The 18,696-nt window shown below is 46.9% G+C and carries 13 protein-coding genes; 10 read left to right on the forward strand and 3 right to left on the reverse strand.

Annotated features, from left to right (window positions below; all coding sequences use genetic code 11):
* The 7 genes from L4D79_RS13070 (at position 1) to L4D79_RS13100 (ending at position 10,531) form a co-directional block, all read left to right on the forward strand.
* Positions 1-1,668 carry a glycoside hydrolase family 9 protein gene (locus L4D79_RS13070; RefSeq protein ID WP_428652005.1) on the forward strand — a complete coding sequence of 556 codons (1,668 nt, stop codon included), beginning with the start codon at positions 1-3 and terminating at the stop codon, positions 1,666-1,668.
* A gap of 15 nt (positions 1,669-1,683) precedes the next feature.
* Positions 1,684-3,549, forward strand: a complete 1,866-nt coding sequence (locus L4D79_RS13075; protein WP_428652006.1) for a glycosyltransferase family 2 protein — start codon at positions 1,684-1,686, stop codon at positions 3,547-3,549.
* Positions 3,539-4,861 (forward strand): DUF3131 domain-containing protein, encoded by a 1,323-nt coding sequence (locus L4D79_RS13080; RefSeq protein ID WP_428652007.1) that lies wholly within the window; start codon positions 3,539-3,541, stop codon positions 4,859-4,861. The genes L4D79_RS13075 and L4D79_RS13080 overlap by 11 nt, the downstream gene beginning before the upstream one ends.
* Before the next feature lie 26 nt (positions 4,862-4,887).
* Complete coding sequence (locus tag L4D79_RS13085; protein ID WP_428652008.1) at positions 4,888-6,291, forward strand: DUF3131 domain-containing protein; 1,404 nt, start codon at positions 4,888-4,890, stop codon at positions 6,289-6,291.
* A 20-nt stretch (positions 6,292-6,311) separates the two neighbouring features.
* Positions 6,312-7,694, forward strand: coding sequence for a DUF3131 domain-containing protein (locus L4D79_RS13090; protein WP_428652009.1), 1,383 nt, complete (start codon positions 6,312-6,314; stop codon positions 7,692-7,694).
* Positions 7,691-8,953 carry a hypothetical protein gene (locus tag L4D79_RS13095; protein WP_428652010.1) on the forward strand — a complete coding sequence of 421 codons (1,263 nt, stop codon included), beginning with the start codon at positions 7,691-7,693 and terminating at the stop codon, positions 8,951-8,953. The genes L4D79_RS13090 and L4D79_RS13095 overlap by 4 nt, the downstream gene beginning before the upstream one ends.
* A 300-nt stretch (positions 8,954-9,253) precedes the next feature.
* Positions 9,254-10,531: a glycosyltransferase gene (locus L4D79_RS13100; protein WP_428652011.1), complete on the forward strand. Its 1,278-nt coding sequence runs from the start codon at positions 9,254-9,256 to the stop codon at positions 10,529-10,531.
* Positions 10,532-10,616: 85 nt separating this feature from the next.
* Here the strand turns inward: L4D79_RS13100 and L4D79_RS13105 are convergent, their stop codons facing one another.
* Both L4D79_RS13105 and L4D79_RS13110 read right to left on the reverse strand, forming a co-directional pair.
* Positions 10,617-13,442: an FAD-binding and (Fe-S)-binding domain-containing protein gene (locus L4D79_RS13105; protein WP_428652012.1), complete on the reverse strand. Its 2,826-nt coding sequence runs from the start codon at positions 13,440-13,442 to the stop codon at positions 10,617-10,619.
* Positions 13,443-13,643: 201 nt separating this feature from the next.
* A complete protein-coding gene (locus L4D79_RS13110; RefSeq protein ID WP_428652013.1) occupies positions 13,644-15,332 on the reverse strand; it encodes an L-lactate permease in 1,689 nt (562 codons plus the stop codon).
* A 167-nt stretch (positions 15,333-15,499) separates the two neighbouring features.
* Between L4D79_RS13110 and L4D79_RS13115 the strand changes: the two genes are divergently transcribed.
* Positions 15,500-16,402: a LysR family transcriptional regulator gene (locus tag L4D79_RS13115; RefSeq protein ID WP_428652014.1), complete on the forward strand. Its 903-nt coding sequence runs from the start codon at positions 15,500-15,502 to the stop codon at positions 16,400-16,402.
* A 29-nt stretch (positions 16,403-16,431) separates the two neighbouring features.
* On the opposite strand, the gene L4D79_RS13120 is transcribed toward L4D79_RS13115, so the two are convergent.
* Positions 16,432-16,788 carry a YcgJ family protein gene (locus L4D79_RS13120; protein ID WP_428652015.1) on the reverse strand — a complete coding sequence of 119 codons (357 nt, stop codon included), beginning with the start codon at positions 16,786-16,788 and terminating at the stop codon, positions 16,432-16,434.
* Positions 16,789-16,984: 196 nt separating this feature from the next.
* Here L4D79_RS13120 and L4D79_RS13125 point away from each other — a divergent pair, with 196 nt between their 5' ends.
* Together L4D79_RS13125 and L4D79_RS13130 are read left to right on the forward strand one after the other, a co-directional pair.
* On the forward strand, positions 16,985-17,371 hold the full coding sequence (locus tag L4D79_RS13125) for a DUF805 domain-containing protein (protein ID WP_428652016.1): 387 nt from the start codon (positions 16,985-16,987) through the stop codon (positions 17,369-17,371).
* 312 nt (positions 17,372-17,683) lie between these two features.
* Positions 17,684-18,679 carry a hypothetical protein gene (locus tag L4D79_RS13130; RefSeq protein ID WP_428652017.1) on the forward strand — a complete coding sequence of 332 codons (996 nt, stop codon included), beginning with the start codon at positions 17,684-17,686 and terminating at the stop codon, positions 18,677-18,679.
* Positions 18,680-18,696: the final 17 nt, after the last annotated feature.

Consider the following 18,696-nt stretch of genomic DNA (forward strand, 5'->3'; position numbering starts at 1 on the left):
ATGACAAAGATATTCAGCTACCTAATGGGCGCAGCCGTTGCGTTTTCGGCACAGGGTGCCGACATTATGGTTAATCAAATGGGCTATCTCCCAAGCGGGGATAAAGTTGCCTACGTTTTGTCAGAGGGGCCTTCCGATGTTCAGTTAGTTTCTGTGACAGATGGTAGTGTCATTGCCAAGCTTGAACGTGACGATTCTGTTTCACTTCCCGACGAACGCCAAGTCTCAGCGATTGATTTCAGCCAGGTTAAGGCATCAGGTTGGTATCAGCTGGTCAGTGATAATGGACAATCAGTGCCATTCCCTATTGGTTATGATGCTTACCTTCCTCTAAATAACCGCTTAGTGCATGCCCTTTATCTGCAACGTTCTGGTATGGCCGTTAAAGATATTGCGACAGGAATGAATCGTCCGCAAAGTCATATGCAAGATGGCAAAATGTTCCGAACCGATGCCTTTCATAAATCGGGCGCTCATTTGGATGTTGTTGGTGGCTGGTATGATGCTGGCGACTTTGGCAAATATGTCGCGACGACAACGATAACCGTGGCAAGGTTGCTGGAAGCTTACCGGCAGACCCCTCAGCTGTATTCTGATACCAAGCTTCCGGGGAGTGGCAAGCCAGCCATCATTGATGAGTCAATTTATGCGTTGGATTGGCTACTTAAAATGCAGCGTGAAGATGGGGCAGTATACCGTAAAGTTTCTGGCGCGAGTTGGCCGGCAAAAATTGGCCCGTGGCAAGACAACCAGCCTCGCTATATCTATGGCGTGAGTACACCTGAAACTGCCAAGTTCGCTGCAACTATGGCTTTTGCGTCAAGAGTTATCAAACCCTACGACAACAGTTTGTCTCGCCAATATTTAAGTGCTGCGATTCATGCGGTCAATTATCTTGCAACCCAAGATGAACAATACATTGACTGGAAGGCCGGTGATGACAGTGGCTCTGGCCCTTATATGAAGAACAAGTTCGATACGGAAGCATCATTGGATACCGATGTCGATGATCGGCTGTGGGCTTACGCAGAACTATATATCACGACAGGGCAAGAGAAATTTAAACACGCCTTCCAAGAAAGCTATGACTCGCAATGGATCGACATTTTTGAATGGAAAAACCCCGCGGCAATGGGGGTATGGCACCTTATTCTTGCCGAGGAAAAAGGTGAGTTTAGAGATCAGCTTGTTAATGACTTGGACCAAGTAGCCACACGTTATAGCCAGCAGGCACAGCAGTCGCCATTCAGGGTTGCCAATCAGCGTTTCATTTGGGGATCTAACAAAATGACTGCAGAGGCGGGTATTTTGATCGCATGGGCTGATTTTGCCAAAGGTCGATTGGATAACCGCTCGTCTGTTCAATCTCAACTTGATTATCTATTAGGGGCAAATGCCTTTGATATGAGTTTTGTCACCAACAGTGGCACCTATTCGGTACGTAATCTTCACCACTTGTACCGAATCGCGACGGGAGTCAGCTTGCCTGGCTACTTAGTTGGTGGGCCTAATGAAATGGCGCAAGCCGGAGTTGCACCGAAAAATATGGGGATGCTGAGTTACGTAGATAGTGAGAAGTCCTATGCAGTAAATGAATTCGCTATTGACTACAACGCCAGTCTGATTGGTTTGATTGCCGTGCATCACGCTTACTTTAATCATTATTAACCGGAGTGAGAGCTCATGGATTTTTATTTCAAGGAATTCGAACATCGTAAGCCACCAGAACCGGTGCCTCATAGCATGTCGAGAGAATTACTTTATCAGTATCTGGCTACTTGTAATCTCACGTTGGGGATTTGGTACTTGTGGTGGCGCTGGTCTTTTGCGTTGAATTACGACGCGATGTGGTTTTCATTCCCGTTGGTCTTTGCGGAATCCTGTGCTTTTATTGGTTCGGTTTTGTTTACCTTCAACTTATGGAAGACTAAAGATGAGCCGAAAAAAGCGCCACCGCATACGATAAATGAATGTGTAGCGAAAGACAGTCCTGAGGGGAATGAAACAAGGCCGATCAGTATTGATGTTTTCTTCCCAAGCTATGATGAAGAACCTGAATTGGTCAGGCTGAGTATTGAAGATGCTCAGAAGATCCGCTATCCCCATGATATCGAAATTAAGATATTTATTCTCGATGATGGCAAGCGTCCGGCAATGAAGGCGCTGGCGGAAGAGATGGGCATAGAGTACATAACACGGGAAAATAACATTGGTTTTAAGGCGGGGAACCTACGTAACGCTTTAGAGCAAACCTATGGTGACTTTATTGTTATCTGTGATGCCGACACCCGTCCATTCCCAACCATCCTTGAGCACACGATGGGTTATTTCCGGGATCCTGATGTTGCTTGGGTTCAAACGCCACAATGGTTCTTCGACCTGCCTGAAGGGGAGCGTTTACCGAACTGGTTGCAGCGCAAACTCGGCAAGTGGGCGGCTCCGATTGGCCGAGGGGTAGAGAAGTTCTACGGGCCCGTAAAAATTGGTGAAGATCCATACGTAAATGATCCGCAAATGTTCTATGACGTTATTCAGCGTCGTCGAAACTGGGTAAATGCTTCTTTCTGCTGTGGTGCGGGGTCTATCCACCGCCGTGAGGCAGTCATGGAAGCGGCGCTGCGTAGTTATAGCGAGCAGATCAGCAAAGAGCATAAGGAAATAGAAAAACAGATCCGTAAGATCACGAAAGAGAAAGCGGTTGATCAAGACGTCTCTGATAACCTTCGCCAAGAAATTATCTTCGATACCGAGTTTACCCCTTATAAATTCCACGTATCGGAAGATATTTATACTTCTATTGTTCTGCACTCAGATACAGAAAGAAACTGGCGATCGGTTCAGCACCCAGAGGTGGAAAGTAAGATGCTGTCACCGCAGGATCTTCAGACCTGGACGGTACAGCGCTTTAAGTATTCCGGTGGTTCGATTGATATCTTCATGAATGATAATCCTTTGTTTAGAAAGGGAATGAACCTGAAGCAGAAGATGATGTACGGTGCCAGTTTCTGGTCCAATTTGTCAGCTGTGTGGAATATAATTTTCCTTACTTGCCCGATCATTTACTTCTTAACCAGCATCGCACCAGTGAGTGCTTATGACGTTACTTTCTATTTGCACTTTATTCCGTTCGTTTTGACGGCTGAACTCGCCATGATGGTTGGTACCTGGGGAGTCGCTGGCTATAAAGGGAAAACTAATTTCCTCTCATTTTTTCCGGTCAATATGCGGGCATTGTGGACGGTATTACGTGGGCGTAAGATCAGCTTCCCTGCAACACCTAAAGAGCGACAGGATGGTTCGTTTGGCAATTTAGTCATACCGCAAAAACTGATCTTTGGTTTGAGCTTATTGAGTATGTGTTTTGCTTGGTTCAGCTATTTCACCGGAATGTTTGGCAGTTATTCTATCGGCGGTCTGGTATTCAATAGTTTTTGGACCATTAACAATATGATGGCGATGTGGGGGATGATTGCTGCCGCTTATTGGACGCCGCCACCAACAGATAAAAAGCAGGAACAGGAATCTGAGGAATTAGAATATGGAATTTAAGCAAGCAGTCGTGAATGCACGGCATCATATCGTCTTTTTATTTGGACTTTTAACTGCGCTGGTCATTGCGTTCAATATTGAAACCCGAGACTACGGGCATATTTTAGGCAACATTACCTTTGAGGCAACGGAAGAGATCCCGGTGCGAGAAAGCCGAGTGCTTACCGAAGAAGAGTTTGTCTGGGCTAACACGGCATGGACTTACTTTGAGAATAACTATCAGGAAAATACCGGTTTGGTCAATTCGGTTGATGGCTATCCGTCTACGACGATGTGGGATACCGCCTCTTACCTGATGGGCCTTTTGGCTGCGGAAAAACTGAATATTATCAGCCAGAGCACATTTGAACTGCGCATGGAAAAAGCGTTGCACACCCTTGCGCGTCTCCCGCTAATTGATGGCAAGCTGCCGAACAAAGCCTACAACACCCAAACAGTTCAAATGGTGGATTACCAGAACCGGCCTGTTGAAAATGGCATTGGTTGGTCAGCCATTGATATCGGCCGAATTCTTGTACCATTGAATATTATGGTTTGGCAGTACCCGAAATTTAACACCCATGTGAACGCGGTGCTTAATCACTGGGATGTGGGTGTGATGATCAAAGATGGCTACCTGTATGGCTCGCGCCCACAGAAAGATGGTGGGACGGAGATGGAGTTGGTTCAGGAAGGCCGTATCGGTTACGAAGAATATGCGTCGAAAGCGATGTCGTTGATGGGACGCGATGTGTTCAATGCGATGAAATATATCGATTACCTTGAAATGCGAAATATTGATGGGGTCGAAATCCCGACTGACTTGCGTGACCCGGCTAAATTCCATGCCCATAACTACGTGGTGAGCGAGTCATATATTCTTGATAGCTTGGAATTTGGTGCCGACAGTGTGTCGAAGATTTTTGCCCACCGTGTTTATAAAGCGCAGGAAAACCGCTATGAGCGTACCGGTATTCTGACGGCGGTCAGTGAGGATAACGTCGATGAAGCACCGTACTTTGTCTACAACACTGTTTTCTCAGATGGCAAAGAATGGAATGCAATCACTGACCAAGGTGATGATGCGTCACACCTTAAAACGTTGTCTACCAAAGCAGCATTTGGCTGGTATGCATTGTATGATACACCTTATACTGACTTGCTGATTGATGATGCCAAAGAACTGTTTTCAGAGGAAAAAGGGTGGTATTCAGGTCGCTATGAAGTCGATGGCCGTGTCAATAAAGCAATAACCGCCAATACCAATGGGATTGTTTTGGAGTCACTTGCTTACATCGAAAATGGAGCCTTGCTAAGCGTAGGCGTGAAGTAAACCGCAACTGTGATAGGGAGTATCGGATGCGTTATATCATTGTTTGCCTGTTAGGGGTTTTGGCTACCGGTTGCGGTAACAAATATAATAGCTTTTCTGAAGATGTCGTCGACAGGAAAAGCCACTGGAGTGTTCCGAAAGCGCGTCAGGGCGCGCTGACGGAACAAGAAATGGATATGGCTCGGATCGCCTGGAAGTACTTTGAAAATAACTACCAGGAGCCGACTGGGCTTGTTAATGCGGTAAACAATTACCCCTCAGTCACTTGGTGGGATGCGTCGTCTTACATGGCGGGCATGGTAAGCGCATATGAATTAGGGATCATCGAAAAAGAGGAATTTAACCGTCGCCTTGTTCGTATATTGACGACCTTGAATACGCTCGATCTGTTCATGAATGAGTTACCGAATAAGGCCTACAACACCCAAACTGCGGCTAAGGTGGATTACGGTAACCAACCTGGTGAGATTGGTTATTCGGCACTTGATCTTGGTCGTTTGTTGATTTGGCTACATATTATCAAGCACCGTTACCCTGAATACGCGACCAGTATTGATTCCGCAGTCTTGCGTTGGAACTTCTGTAATGTTGTCGATGAAAACGGCACTATGTTTGGTGCGCTGTTGGAAAAAGACAAGCCAGTGCAGTACCTGCAAGAAGGGCGGTTGGGTTATGAAGAATATGCAGCCAAAGGCTTCCAGCTATGGGGATTTGATACTACCCAGGCCTCTATGGCTGAGCCCTACAGCACGATTAATCTCTATGGTTATGATGTTCCTTACGACACCCGAGATCCTCGAAAGCTGAAAGCCCACAGCTATGTGGTAACAGAAAGTTATGTGTTGGATGGTATTGAACTAGGTTGGGATTTGGTCGACGATCGCTCGGGCCATGATTACAACTATTCCAATGACTGGATTGCGGAATTTGCGTTGCAGATCTACCGGGTTCAGGAAGAACGCTATAAGCAAACGGGGATTATCACCGCCCGTACTGAGCACCAGTTAGCGGGACCACCGTACTTTGTGTACGACACCATTTATACCGATGGTTTCGCGTGGAATACTATTTCGGAAGTCGGTGAATACCTACCGCAGTTCTCAGCAGTTGCGATTAAAGGTGCAATGGGGATGTGGGTGCTGTGGGATACCGAGTATACCGATTTGCTGTTTGACCATATTGCTCACTCATATGATCGTGAAAAAGGGTTTTACGAAGGGATCTTTGAAAATGGGACTGGCTTGATTAATACGTTCACATCGAACAACAACGGTATCACCTTAGAAATCCTTCTTTATAAACAAGAGGGTAAACTGCTTAAATACAAGGACAATGTTGCACCAAGCCTATGGGAAAAGGCGCTTGAATCACCATTTGGCTATGAAGGACAGTGTTTGCCTCGTAAAGGGGCTTTCAATAGCCGGTTGTAACAGCCGTTGAAAGGAAATAGATGTTGAGAAATACGGTGATTGCGGCCTCTTTGTTCTGCCTTACTTCTTGTGGGGTGGTGTACCAAGGAGTTCAAAGTGGGATGACTTCGGTTAACGAGTCGCAGATGCTGCGTCAGGGCCGTTACGGCTCGTTAACCGAGCAAGAGCTTGAGTGGGCGCAAATTGCTTGGACCTATGTCGAAAACAATACCAATCTTACGACTGGGCTGGTGAACGCCCTCGATAATTTTCCTACCACGAACTTGTCTAACCTGGCTGATTATCTGATAGCGCTTATCGCCGCGCGTGAATTTGAGTTTATTACCAGTAAGGAGCATGACGAACGCCTGACACTGGTGCTCTCGTTTCTCAATGAAATGCCTCTGGGGCTAACCGGAGTACCCAATAAGGTCTATAGCACAGGTACAGGTATGATGGTCGATTATGCCAATCAGCCGGGTGAACTCGGCTGGTCATCGATTGATATTGGCCGCTTACTGATCGCCTTGGCAATGGTCAAGCAGCGTAATCCTGAATTTTCAGAGTACGTCGATAAAGCGGTGCTGCGCTGGAACTTCTGTGAGTTGGTGACCGAAGAGGGTGAGCTGTACGGTGCGGCGATCAATGACGGTAATGTCCACCGCTATAAAGAAGGGCGGCTGGGTATCGAAGAGTATACCGCCTATGGGTATCTTGATTGGCAAATCATCCCTGAAAAGGCAATGATGCTCGACCCGTACGAAGTGGTTACGATAAACGGTATCGACTTGCTGTTCGATGGCCGTGATCCCCGTGATTACGATGTACTTCGACCTGTTTATAGTACACCGTACCTATTGCTAGGGCTGGAGTTTAACTGGGATGACATTGACGATAGACGCTCGTCCGACTCTGAGCATACTAATGATGTCTTGGCCGCCATGGCAGATTCGGTTTACCGCATTCAGGAGTCTCGCTGGGAAGTGGATCGGATCTATACCGCACGGGGAGAGCATGTTGTTACCGGTGAGCCTTACTTTGTCTACGACAGTATCTATGCATTGGGTACGCCGTGGATCTCGGTGGCAGAAGATGGCAGTGATCATGATGAAAAGGCGCTGGTGTCTACCCGGGTCGCTTTTCAAATGTGGGTACTTTGGAAAACCGACTATACCGAGCGTTTGTTGACGCTCGTTCGCGAACTCTATGATCCTGATCGTGGTTGGTATGAAGGCCGTTATGAGCTGACCAGCAGTTATGAAAAAAGTATCTCGCTACAAACCAATGCTGGTGTGTTAGAGGCGTTGCTCTATAAAGCCAATGGCAAGCTTTATCAACCGTCTAAAGAGCGTGAATACCGCGATGTTCAGTTTGACTCGCGTTTTTATCATCCGCAAAAGTGCTTGGTGGAGACATTCAGATGAGTAGGCTATGTCGGTATGCCATTGCAGTATGTTTACTGTTTTTACTGCCTGCTAAGGGGAATGCCTCTGCGGTTGATGTTGAACTGAATTATTACTCGAAAGCGAGTCATTTGGTCAATGCCGGGCGCTATCAGCAGGCATCACAGCAGTGGCACCGGTTAACCATTTTGTTTTTGAGTTCGGAAGCCAAACTGGGCCGTAAGCGAATGTGGCAGTATGCTGGGCTGTCAGAAGCACTGGCGGCCATTTCTGCCGACAAGGCCAATGATGCCATCGCTTATCAGTACTGGGCTGATAGTACCCGTTATTTGATGACGGGGGGCACTAATTGGAAGCAGATGAAAAAGAAACTCCATCGGCGCTACGAACATGCCAACACCTTGCTCTCGACCCAGCTTCAGGTTGCTGATTTAGCGGCAAGTATTGATAGCGAGTGGGAAAATGAGTTGGCAGTGCTACAAAGCTGGGATGAGAAGTTATCGCTATTCAGCTTTGAAAGCCCTAAATTAGGGTTGACTGATCGCCAGGAGAGATTGACCAGCAGTCAGCCAGTTACGATTCAGCCCAAAGTGAACCCTGTATATCAACCGCCACAGGGCGGAAAGAAATTAAGCGGGTTGAATACCTCATACAGTAAAGAGCAACACGTGATCCCATCAGGATCGCCGGCTCAATATCAACCTATACCTGAAAGTAGCAGTGCTACTGCTTCATCAGCGCTGAAAATTTCAGGAGAGGCGGCTTCTGAGCCGGCACCATCCGGTAGTGATGAAAGTTCAGCGAAGACTGAAGTGAAGATTATTGCGACGCCGACAGAAACCTCGGTAAGCCGTCATTTAGTGGTGTCAGATGCAGAAGTAAAGCTGCAAACAGTGCCTGTGATGAGCAAAGGGATCGTTATATCAGGGCCGACGCCAGCTGAAGCCACGCAATCTCCTACCACGGAAAAAGCACAAGGCTTAGAAGAAACAACGCCAGTGAATGAGCCAGATCCGGTACCTGTTACTGAAAAACCTGCCAATACAAAAACGCCTTCCTCTGGGTCCTCAGATAAAGTACTTGTTACTCCACTTGAAGAGATTGAGTATGAAGAGCAAGACTTAAAACAGTTAGTCACGCCTAACAAGCAAAGTCAGAATCAGCCTTTGAAGGTACTAGAAACGGAGAAAATGACTCTTCCCTCTGGACACTTCGAACAACCTGAAAAACACAATGTTGCCCCCTTGCAGCGTAGAAGCTTTGCTCCTGTTTCTCAGTAATTCTGCCTAGCTACTCATCAACACGTCCTAGCTACTCATCAACACGCCCTAGCTACTCCACTGGGTCATGCGCTTTAAGTTGAACGGATTGATGATGCTATTAATCCTCCCCATTGAAGTCACTTGTCTTATAGATAAAAGCAAATGTTCACTTTGTGACATAAAACATCTTAAATTCATACTTTTAATGCAATTGGTTGCGTAAAAAATTTGTCATTCTTTTTGTCGTTACTAAGCTTAATTTAAGCCCCGTTGTCGTTGTGGGTGAGTGCTTTAGGAAGTAACTAAGAGGGATAGGCAATGACAGCATCACAAAAAATAGTGCAACAAGCTTTTAATGACGCCAGTGATTTTTTTGACTTAACAGAAAAGCAGGATCAAAAGCGATTATTGCAACTTGCCAATACGTTATATTGCTTAACGGATATCACTACCCAGCACTATCAACAGCTAGCATTCTCAGATAGTTGCCCTCTTGAGTTTCGCTTGGCGGTTAAATTAGTTGAGTCCAAGCGTTACGTGCTTAAATTAAAGCGTCCACTATTAGTCGGTGTTGTATTTGCCATGTGGGGAGAGCATAACCGCCTAAATGAAAAAACATCATTAAACCCAAATGGTGAAGATTCGCTACGGGTGAAAATTGACCAGCTCAATTGGATCACCCAGGGATCGGTGGTGGACTGGCATTTATATCCGGTCGATGATGGTTGTCCTCATGACAGTGCTGGCATTGCAGAGCGTATTCTCACACATCATCCAGATAAAGATAAAGTCTCGGTGCTGCGGCTTGCTGATGTATTACCTGTTTCTACTGGCCCGTTGAAAAATTTGGCATCGGCGGATGACTCCCGCAAAGGTGGCGCGATTATTTTGGGTTGCCAGCAAGCGATGGCCGATAAAGTGGATTGCGTCATGTATACCGATGCAGATAACTCAGTGCACCTGGGACAATTGGGCCTATTACTCAAACCTTATGTGTCAGAAAACGCCAAAGTGGTACTGGGTAACCGCAAGCATCAAGATTCTATCTTGGTCAAACAAGAAGAACGCTGGGGAGTAGGGATTAAAACGTTGCGCCATATGCAGCGAATGATTGGTCGAGCTATTTTTAGCAATAATATTAAAGACACTCAGGCAGCATTTAAGCTTTATGATCGCGATGTGATTAAAGATATTCTTACAAAGCCCTCGGTATATGACTTTTCGTTTGATACCGATTGGATCTTTGCTGCAATGAAGGGTGAATACCCGTTGCTAACAGTGCCATTTGCCTTTATTGATTCGGATGCTGAATCGGCGTCGATAGTGCAAGGGCCAATGACGACTTGGTATACCTTGCTAAGTGGCTTGGCTATCGCAGCTAAGGCGCGGGATATCGACCATAACCATGAGATGGTTAGGATTTTTGAGGATCACATTCATAGCCATAAAGATCTTGAGCTGATCATAGATATATTGCCCGAGCAACTTGCTGATATTGAAGATATTGAGTTGGGCGATCCGCTGATCTTTGCCCCGCGTGAAATTGAGCATTGGCTAGTGGAGCAAAAGCAGGCTAGCTTGGAGAGTGTCTCTTAAGTCAATTGACAAGTTTGTCTATCAATCCGGTGGAATAGAAAAGCCCAAACTGGCATTAACCGTTTGGGCTTTTTCATTAGGTTAATCAGACTGCCGCTTCATCGACAAGATAGAGGATAGATTGGTACGGAATACCGCTATGGTGCGACAAGCCGATTTCACAGGTCCGACTGTTACTAAAGCCTCTAGTACAATCAGCTGGTACTTGTTCTTTTAACGGAGCAACGGCGGCTTGATTGAGTTCAGGGGTGGTGAAGCCTTTGTCACCCGCCCACCCACAGCATTGGATATGTTCTGGCAAAATGACCTCTTTCGCGCAGGCTTGTGCCAGCGAAAGCATATCTGATTCCAGCCCCATTCGGCGTGAACTACAGGTTACATGCAGCATGACGGTTTCTTGCACGCGAGTGAGGGTGAGGTGTGACAGCAAGTAGCGCGACACGAATCCAACCGGTTCGAGCACTTCCAATGGTTTGATAAAATTCTCAATGCTGCGTTTGGCACAAGGGCTGGTATCCATCAACACCGGGTACTTGCCTTGCTCGCTGGCTTGCCACAGTAATGCTTCTAACTCTTGTGCTTTTTGCTTGGCAATATCCTTCATCCCCTTGCTGTCATAGGGCATGCCGCAACATTGGCTATTGAGCTTGTCAGGTATGATCACCTCAAAGCCTGCCTTTTCAAGCAATGAAAGCGTCACCTCCGTCAGCGGACGATTGTCCTTGGCTGAATCTTGCTGGCCCATGGTCCGGCTAGCACACGATGGCATATAAACCACTTTTTTGTCGGAGGCCATACTCTGTCTGCTACTGAGCTTGTGCGGGTTTGACCGGGGAATTTCTGGCATCCAAACAGGTGTCGCGCCTCCTGTCATTTTTCTCAAACCATTCGTCACGGTACCGACGGTTTTGTCGCCCACGATCATACGGGCAAGCTGGTTGCTCTTGAGGCCCGCTTTGACCAAGCGGGTTGTGGCGCCAAAATGATCGGCAGTCCAGCGGGCGATAGGGGTAAAGCGCTGGTATTTTTGGTTACGAAGCTTCTTAACAAGGTCGCCGGTATTGATGCCCACCGGGCAGCGATCGGCACAAAGCCCTGTTGCTGCGCAGGTATCGACGCCTTGGTATTCGAAGACTTCTTTTAATTCATCGACCGGTGGTCGCCTGCTGTTACCCGCAAGGTATTGTCGCTCACGGTGTTGAAGTTCGCGGTATAACACGATGCGTTGACGCGGTGACAAGGTGAGTGTCCGTGATGGACAGACCGGCTCACAAAACCCGCACTCTATACAACGATCCACGAGCTCATCAGCTGCTGGCATAGGCTTGAGATTGGAAATATGTGCTCGCTTGTCATCATTGATGATCACCCCCGGATTCAATAACCCCTCAGGATCAAAAAGGGCCTTGATTTGTTTCATCAGGGCATAGCCGTCTTTTCCCCACTCAAGTTCAACGTAAGGGGCCATATTTCTGCCGGTACCGTGCTCTGCCTTGAGCGAACCTTGGTATTTAACCGCTACTAGCTCGGCAACGTCATCCATAAAGCTGCCGTAACGATTGATTTCTGACTCGTCGTCAAACCCTTGGGTGAAAACGAAATGCAGGTTTCCCTCTAGGGCATGGCCGAAAATAATCGCTTCGTTGTAGTGGTATTTATCAAACAGCAGCTGCAGCTCTCGTACGCCCATAGCAAGGTGTTCTACAGGAAACGCGACATCTTCAATGATCACCGTTGTCCCTGTTTCCCGAACAGCACCGACGGCAGGGAACATTCCCTTGCGGATAGCCCATAGGCTAGCCACGGTGTTGGCATCGGTGGTAAACGGTGTGGAATGGGTGATGGTGAAGTCTTCCAGCGCAGCCATTACCTCAAGGCATTGCTGTTGTAATTGTTGGCTGCAACTGGCTCGGGTTTCAACCAGTAGTGCGGCCGATTCGAGATCAAGGGCTTGAATATAGTCTGGCATCCCCGGTTTATCGGCGACGGAGCGCAATGCTCGCCCATCCATCATCTCGACAGCCGACACATTGGTTTTGGCGATTATCGATACTGCCTGGCTGGCCGCTTCGATGTCTTGGAAAACCAATAGGGCAGAAGCTTGGTGGGGATGTTCAATCACCGTGTTATAGGTGATGTCGGCAATAAAGCCCAAGGTACCTTCAGAGCCAATCATCAGGTGCTCGATGACATCGATGGGATCGTGATAGTCAACGAGGGCGTTGAGGGCGTAGCCGGTGGTATTTTTCAGCCGGTATTTGTGACGGATTTTTTCTGATAGTTCAGCATTGTGCTGGGTTGCCTGTATAAGCTCAGTTAACCCTTCGATCAGATCCGGCCGGTTTGCTTTGAATGCGGTAATACTCTCTTCGCTGCCTGTATTGAGCTGGGTGCCGTCGGTAAAGACAATGGTCATACTGTCGACGGTTTTATAGGAATTCTGTGCGGTGCCGCAGCACATGCCACTGGCATTATTGGCGGCGATACCACCGATTTTACAGGTGTTGATTGAGGCAGGATCTGGCCCAATTTTTCGTTGAAAAGGGGCAAGATAGCGGTTGGCATCGGCACCGATAACACCGGGTTGCAGGCGAATTTTTTCACCCTGCCCAAGAATGGTATGCCCGCGCCAGTCATCAGTCAGGGTAATAAGCACGGAATCAGATACGGCTTGGCCTGACAAGCTGGTTCCTGCCGCTCGGAAAGTGAAAGGTACTGCTAATTGGCGGCATGTTTGAATGGTGAAAATGACTTCATCTAAGTGATTTAGACGCAGAACGAGCTCAGGGATAAGGCGGTAGAAACTGGCATCAGTGCCATAGGCAAGCCGCTTGGCTTCTTCTGTGATGATCCGCTCTTTATCGATGTGGGTCGCGAGTAGGGCTTCTAGCTGTTGATATTTGTTTTCCATTGCAGATCCTGCATCAGTCAGTGTTACTGAATTGTTGAATGCTGTGTTTATCTTACTGTTCTCAATCATTATTGTTGGAATGTTTGGTTGGGATTGAGAGTCTGGGCTATAAATTCTTTTTGTTTTCGACTTGCTGTTATGGTGTTTGGCGATGAAGGCCAGCGAGAGCTGGCCTGTTAATTGATATGGTTGGGTATGCGCTTAACCCATAAGCACGTCGGTAATATGCAGGCCATAGATGAGGATAAGGCCGATAATACCGCTCATAACGAGGTAGTAGAACGTTGGGATCACGGTCTTGCGTAGTGTTGCACCTTCACGGCCAAGTAGGCCAACCGTCGCGGATGCGGCTACCACGTTATGGATAGCAATCATGTTACCGGCTGCAGCGCCAACGGCTTGCAGGGCTACAATTGCGGCACTCGATACTGTCAGGGTTTGTGCTACTTCGAACTGGAATTGGCTGAACATCATGTTGGAAACGGTATTCGAGCCCGCGATGAAAGCGCCGAGAGCCCCGATAGTGGCACTCAATGCTGGGAAGAAATCACCCACCAAATCAGACACAAAATTTGCTGTTGTGACTGGCATACTGGCCAAGTCTGCTGCGTTGACACCTGAGTTGATAAAGATACGCACCATCGGGATGGTGAAGACCAAGACAAAACCGGCTCCAATGAGCGTTTTGCTCGATTCTTTGAACGCTTCGGATAACGGGCTGAGCTTTCGTGATTGCATCAATACGGCAACAATCGCCACAAATACCAAGATGCCACCGGGTAGGTATAGGGGCTGGATAGAGGCACTGATCCCTGTTTCGCCCAGAATATTAGAAAATGACAGGCTGACACTGACCAAAAGGGCTTTGAAGTCAGCACTGACACGGCTTGCAACCAATACGACGGCAAGTAAAACATACGGTGCCCACGCCATGACTAGATTCATTGGTTTGTCGGTCGCTTTAAGGTCGATTTTCAGCGAGCCTAGCCACTCTTCAGGCCATTTATCTTCGCTTTCAAAGTCCCATTGTTTTTTTGGCACCAGGAAGCCTTTCTTCGCGGCTGAAACCACAATGGCCAAGCCTAGCAAGCCGCCAATCAATGATGGGAACTCAGGCCCAAGCAGCATTCCAGTCAGGGCGTATGGTACGGTAAAGGCGACACCGGCAAACAGGGCGAAAGGTAAGATGTCCAAGCCTTCAGTCCAGCTTTTGTTCTTGCCGAAAAAACGGGTCAGCATCATCGCCATTAGTACCGGTATCATCGTACCGATAGTGGCGTGGATTAATGCCACGTTGGTGGTGATCTGCTGTAGGTAGATATCCCAGTTGGAGCCTTGGCTGATCAGAGCTTCACCGATATTGTGGGTATCCAATCCTTTGTTTACCCCCACAATAATAGGAGTACCGACTGCGCCAAATGAAACCGGTGTAGATTGGATCATCATACCCATCAATACAGCGGCAAGAGCAGGGAAACCGATAGCAACTAAAAGAGGGGCTGCAATTGCTGCTGGGGTACCAAAACCGGATGCCCCTTCGATAAAGGAACCAAAACACCAAGCGATAATGATGGCTTGTATCCGACGGTCACTGGAGATGTCCGTGAAGCCGTTACGTATCGAGGTAATGGCTCCCGTGTGTTTCAACGTATTGAGGAGGAAAATTGCACCAAATACAATCCACAGTACAGAGACGGTAATGGTGAGACCTTGTAGCGAGGAGGCCAGAACACGGTTCGCAGACATGTCCCAGCAGAGCAGAGCGATGGCAACGGTAAGCAAGAATGCAACAGGCATTGCTTTCTTGGCTGGCCAGTTAAGCCCGACCAGTAAGATAGCGGCAACCACTATCGGTGAAAATGCAACGAGTGCAAGTAGGGTGTCGTTCATGATTATCAATCCTTCGGAGTGCTGTTTTGTAATGCATAACCTATGCATCGATGAACATATTTGTTGCGTTTATTATTGGTTTTGTTAACTCGGTGTGACAGTATCGCTTTATTTTTATTTGGTATAGGGAAATAATGAAAAACATTTTTTCCAAAAGTGGATAAATAATGGCAAAAGCAGATGACCTGATCTTATTTGCTCAGGTAGTGGAATATGGCTCTTTCAGTAAGGTTGCAGAGTTGAATTCCCTTACAAACTCCGTGGTTAGCAAGAGAATAGCCCGCTTGGAAGATGATCTCGGGGTACAGCTACTTTACCGGACAACCCGGAAACTCACCGTCAGTGAGGCTGGGAAAGTGTTATATCAGGGTTCTAAAAATGTGAAGCAGGCCGCGATGGAAGCCTTGGATGCCGTTAGCGGGTTTGGGGAAAAAGTCAGCGGCCATGTCAAGATGTCTGTACCTACCATCTCCGGTGATTTGTTGTTGGCCGATGCGGTAGCGGAGTTTTGTACCGAGCACCCCGGTTTTACGGTTGATATGTCCTTGGATAACCGTTTTGTTAATCTCATTGAAGACGGTTACGACTTGGTGATCCGTACTGGCTATTTGGAAGATTCAAGCCTGATTGCTAGACACATTCTTGATTCACAATGGGTGATTTGTGCCGCGCCTAAATATATTGCCCGAAACGGTAAGCCAGAAATGCCGCAAGATCTGGTTGACCATAATTGCCTGCAGTATGCCTATCAAACCACAGGGGCCTCAGAGTGGCAATTTATTGGTGATCAGGGAAACTATACCCTTCGGGTTAGCGGTAACTTTTCTACCGATAACGCAACAGCCTTGAGAAAAGCGGCGTTAGGCGGCTATGGAATTGCCTATGTGCCGCGTTGCTTGGTCTACCATGATCTCATGGAAGGAAAGCTCGTTGACCTCTTTCCCGAGCAAGTGGGCAAGCGGTTAGGTATTTATGCGGTATATCCCTATACCCGCCAACCCTCGCAAAAAATAAAGCTGCTGATTGAGCACATCAGAGCCCGATATCTCGCGATTCAGCATGTTTTTTAGCAGGTTGCTTGCTCTGTGAGGGGATAAATTTAGTCAAACAAGATACTTGTGTAGTCTGCCAGTTGCTCTTCGGAGAACCGATCGACAAAACAGGCTCGCTGCTCAGAATCACAATACACTTTATTACTGAATGAATAGCGGGTGGTGTCAAAGTTTTCGCTGCCAACCCGATTAATCAATTCCATCATCTTGTCTTGGGCTTCTTGGCCCAAGAACTCTTTGGTAAAGCCCATTGAGATCCCGTAACTATCGACACAGAAGCCGGCTTGCCGATCGCAGAGTACGCCTCTATCTGGGGAGAAAAGTGGCTCGTGAATGGTGTGGTTTTCACTGAGGGTTGAAAAGCTTGTTAGTAACAAGCCCAATGTTAGCAATAGCGATTTCATGATGGAAACCTGCCTTAGTGGGTTTCAACTAGTATTGATCAGAAGTGAGCTTTCCCCAAACCCGTTGGCTTGCTATTCATACAAAGCCATACAAAAACGATGACTATAATTTTGCTGTGGTTGGCAGAAAATATGTTTTCAACACAATAATATATACCTAAGTCACTTATTTATTATGATTTAACTAAGGCCTGCTATGAACTGGTATCTCCACGTATTGAAAAACTACGCTGTCTTTAAAGGGAGAGCGCAAAGGCAAGAGTATTGGTATTTCTTCCTGTTTAACATTGTTATCAGCGTCGCGTTGTCGATGATTGATTCGGCATTGGGTAACCCCGGAGCAGGTGAAGGGGCAGGGCTTATCGGTACGATTTATTCCCTTGTAATACTTATCCCGAGTATCGCTGTTGGTGTGCGTCGCCTTCATGATACCGGACGGACCGGCTGGTGGATGCTGATTGGACTAATCCCGCTAATCGGGTGGTTAGTACTGGTATATTTCTTTGTGCAAGATAGTCAGCCTGCGGTTAACGAATACGGCCCGAATCCGAAAGATCCTACCTCGATAAATCTTTCAATGTAATTTTTCAGTGGCAGCCAGATGAGCATTCTAGGCTGCCAAATTCTTATGGGACTGTATTATTTTTAAGAATTGATACAGTTTTCTCTTATATGAAATACACGATATTTCAGACTAAAACCAATTCATTTAATAGTTTATAACGATATGGCTTTCAAACCCCTACCTGAAGTAATCCTCTAACTCTTCTACAATTAAACCCGATATTTAGTGATTTTGTCTGGATGGCATGTGTTTTCCAGATGGTGGTAAATCTCTTATAAAAAATTAGTTGGCTATTAATTCAAGTGATACCACAGCGTTACGTGGAGTAGCATGATGAGAATGAACAAGATAGCACTCTCGGTGTTGGCGGTTTGTGTTGGGTTCTCTGCTGGGAGCTTAGCTTCAGGAAAATATGACGACGATTATGATGATGATGATAGGTATTCATCGTATTCAGACTCCTCATCCTATGATGATAAAGGAGATGACGATTCTTACTCAGGTAGTGGTAGCCACTCCTATTCATCTGGATACGATTCGAGTGATGGTGGGGATTATTCTGGAGGTGGTGGCTATTCCAGCGACGATGGCTCAGACGATTATAAAGATGAAGACGATGACGACAAAAAACGTCTGGCTCTAAACCTTATCGGTACTGGGTATATGTATCCACAGACGGTTCCCCCTTTGGAAAAGTATGGGCCGCCATTGGATGCCATATGCTTTGATGTTGAATTGAAAAATATCCATGATGGTAAAAATATAGGGTGGGCGACTGACTGCCTGTCTGAAATCACCCCAGATGAAAGTGGCGGTGAGGGCTTATCGTTAATTGGTACCACATTCTTTTATTTACCTGATGGGCTCTTAATTACCAGAGGCGATACCACGGTACAGCCCGCGCTGAAGCCTATTGTTACTGCTGGCGGCCAGACAATCACGCATATTACCGGTGCTTCGAGTGACGAAAATGCGGTTGTAAAAGGTTACGGGGAGTATCAGTGGCACAAAGGTACTGTACGCCTTTCTGGTATGGTTGACTTAACTAATTTTGAAGGTAACGAAGGCGATCCAATGTTCTTTGATTGCCTGTTTGTCATAGATTTGAAAGAGTATAAGCCTGAGTTCAAGTCTTGGTATGACTGGTATCGCTACCGTTACTATCGTGACAGCTACTATGAGGAATACCATAGTGATAGCTATTACGGTAAGGATGATGATAGTGGCTATGACGATAGCTATGATTCAGGTTATAGCAAAGACAAGAGCAATAATGGAAAAGGCTATTACAAGCGTTACAGCGGTAAAGGGAATAGTTATTACTAAAGCAGTAGTCATTCCCA

It is taken from the genome of Photobacterium satsumensis, assembly GCF_050336935.1.
Classification (GTDB): Bacteria; Pseudomonadota; Gammaproteobacteria; order Enterobacterales; family Vibrionaceae; genus Photobacterium; species Photobacterium satsumensis.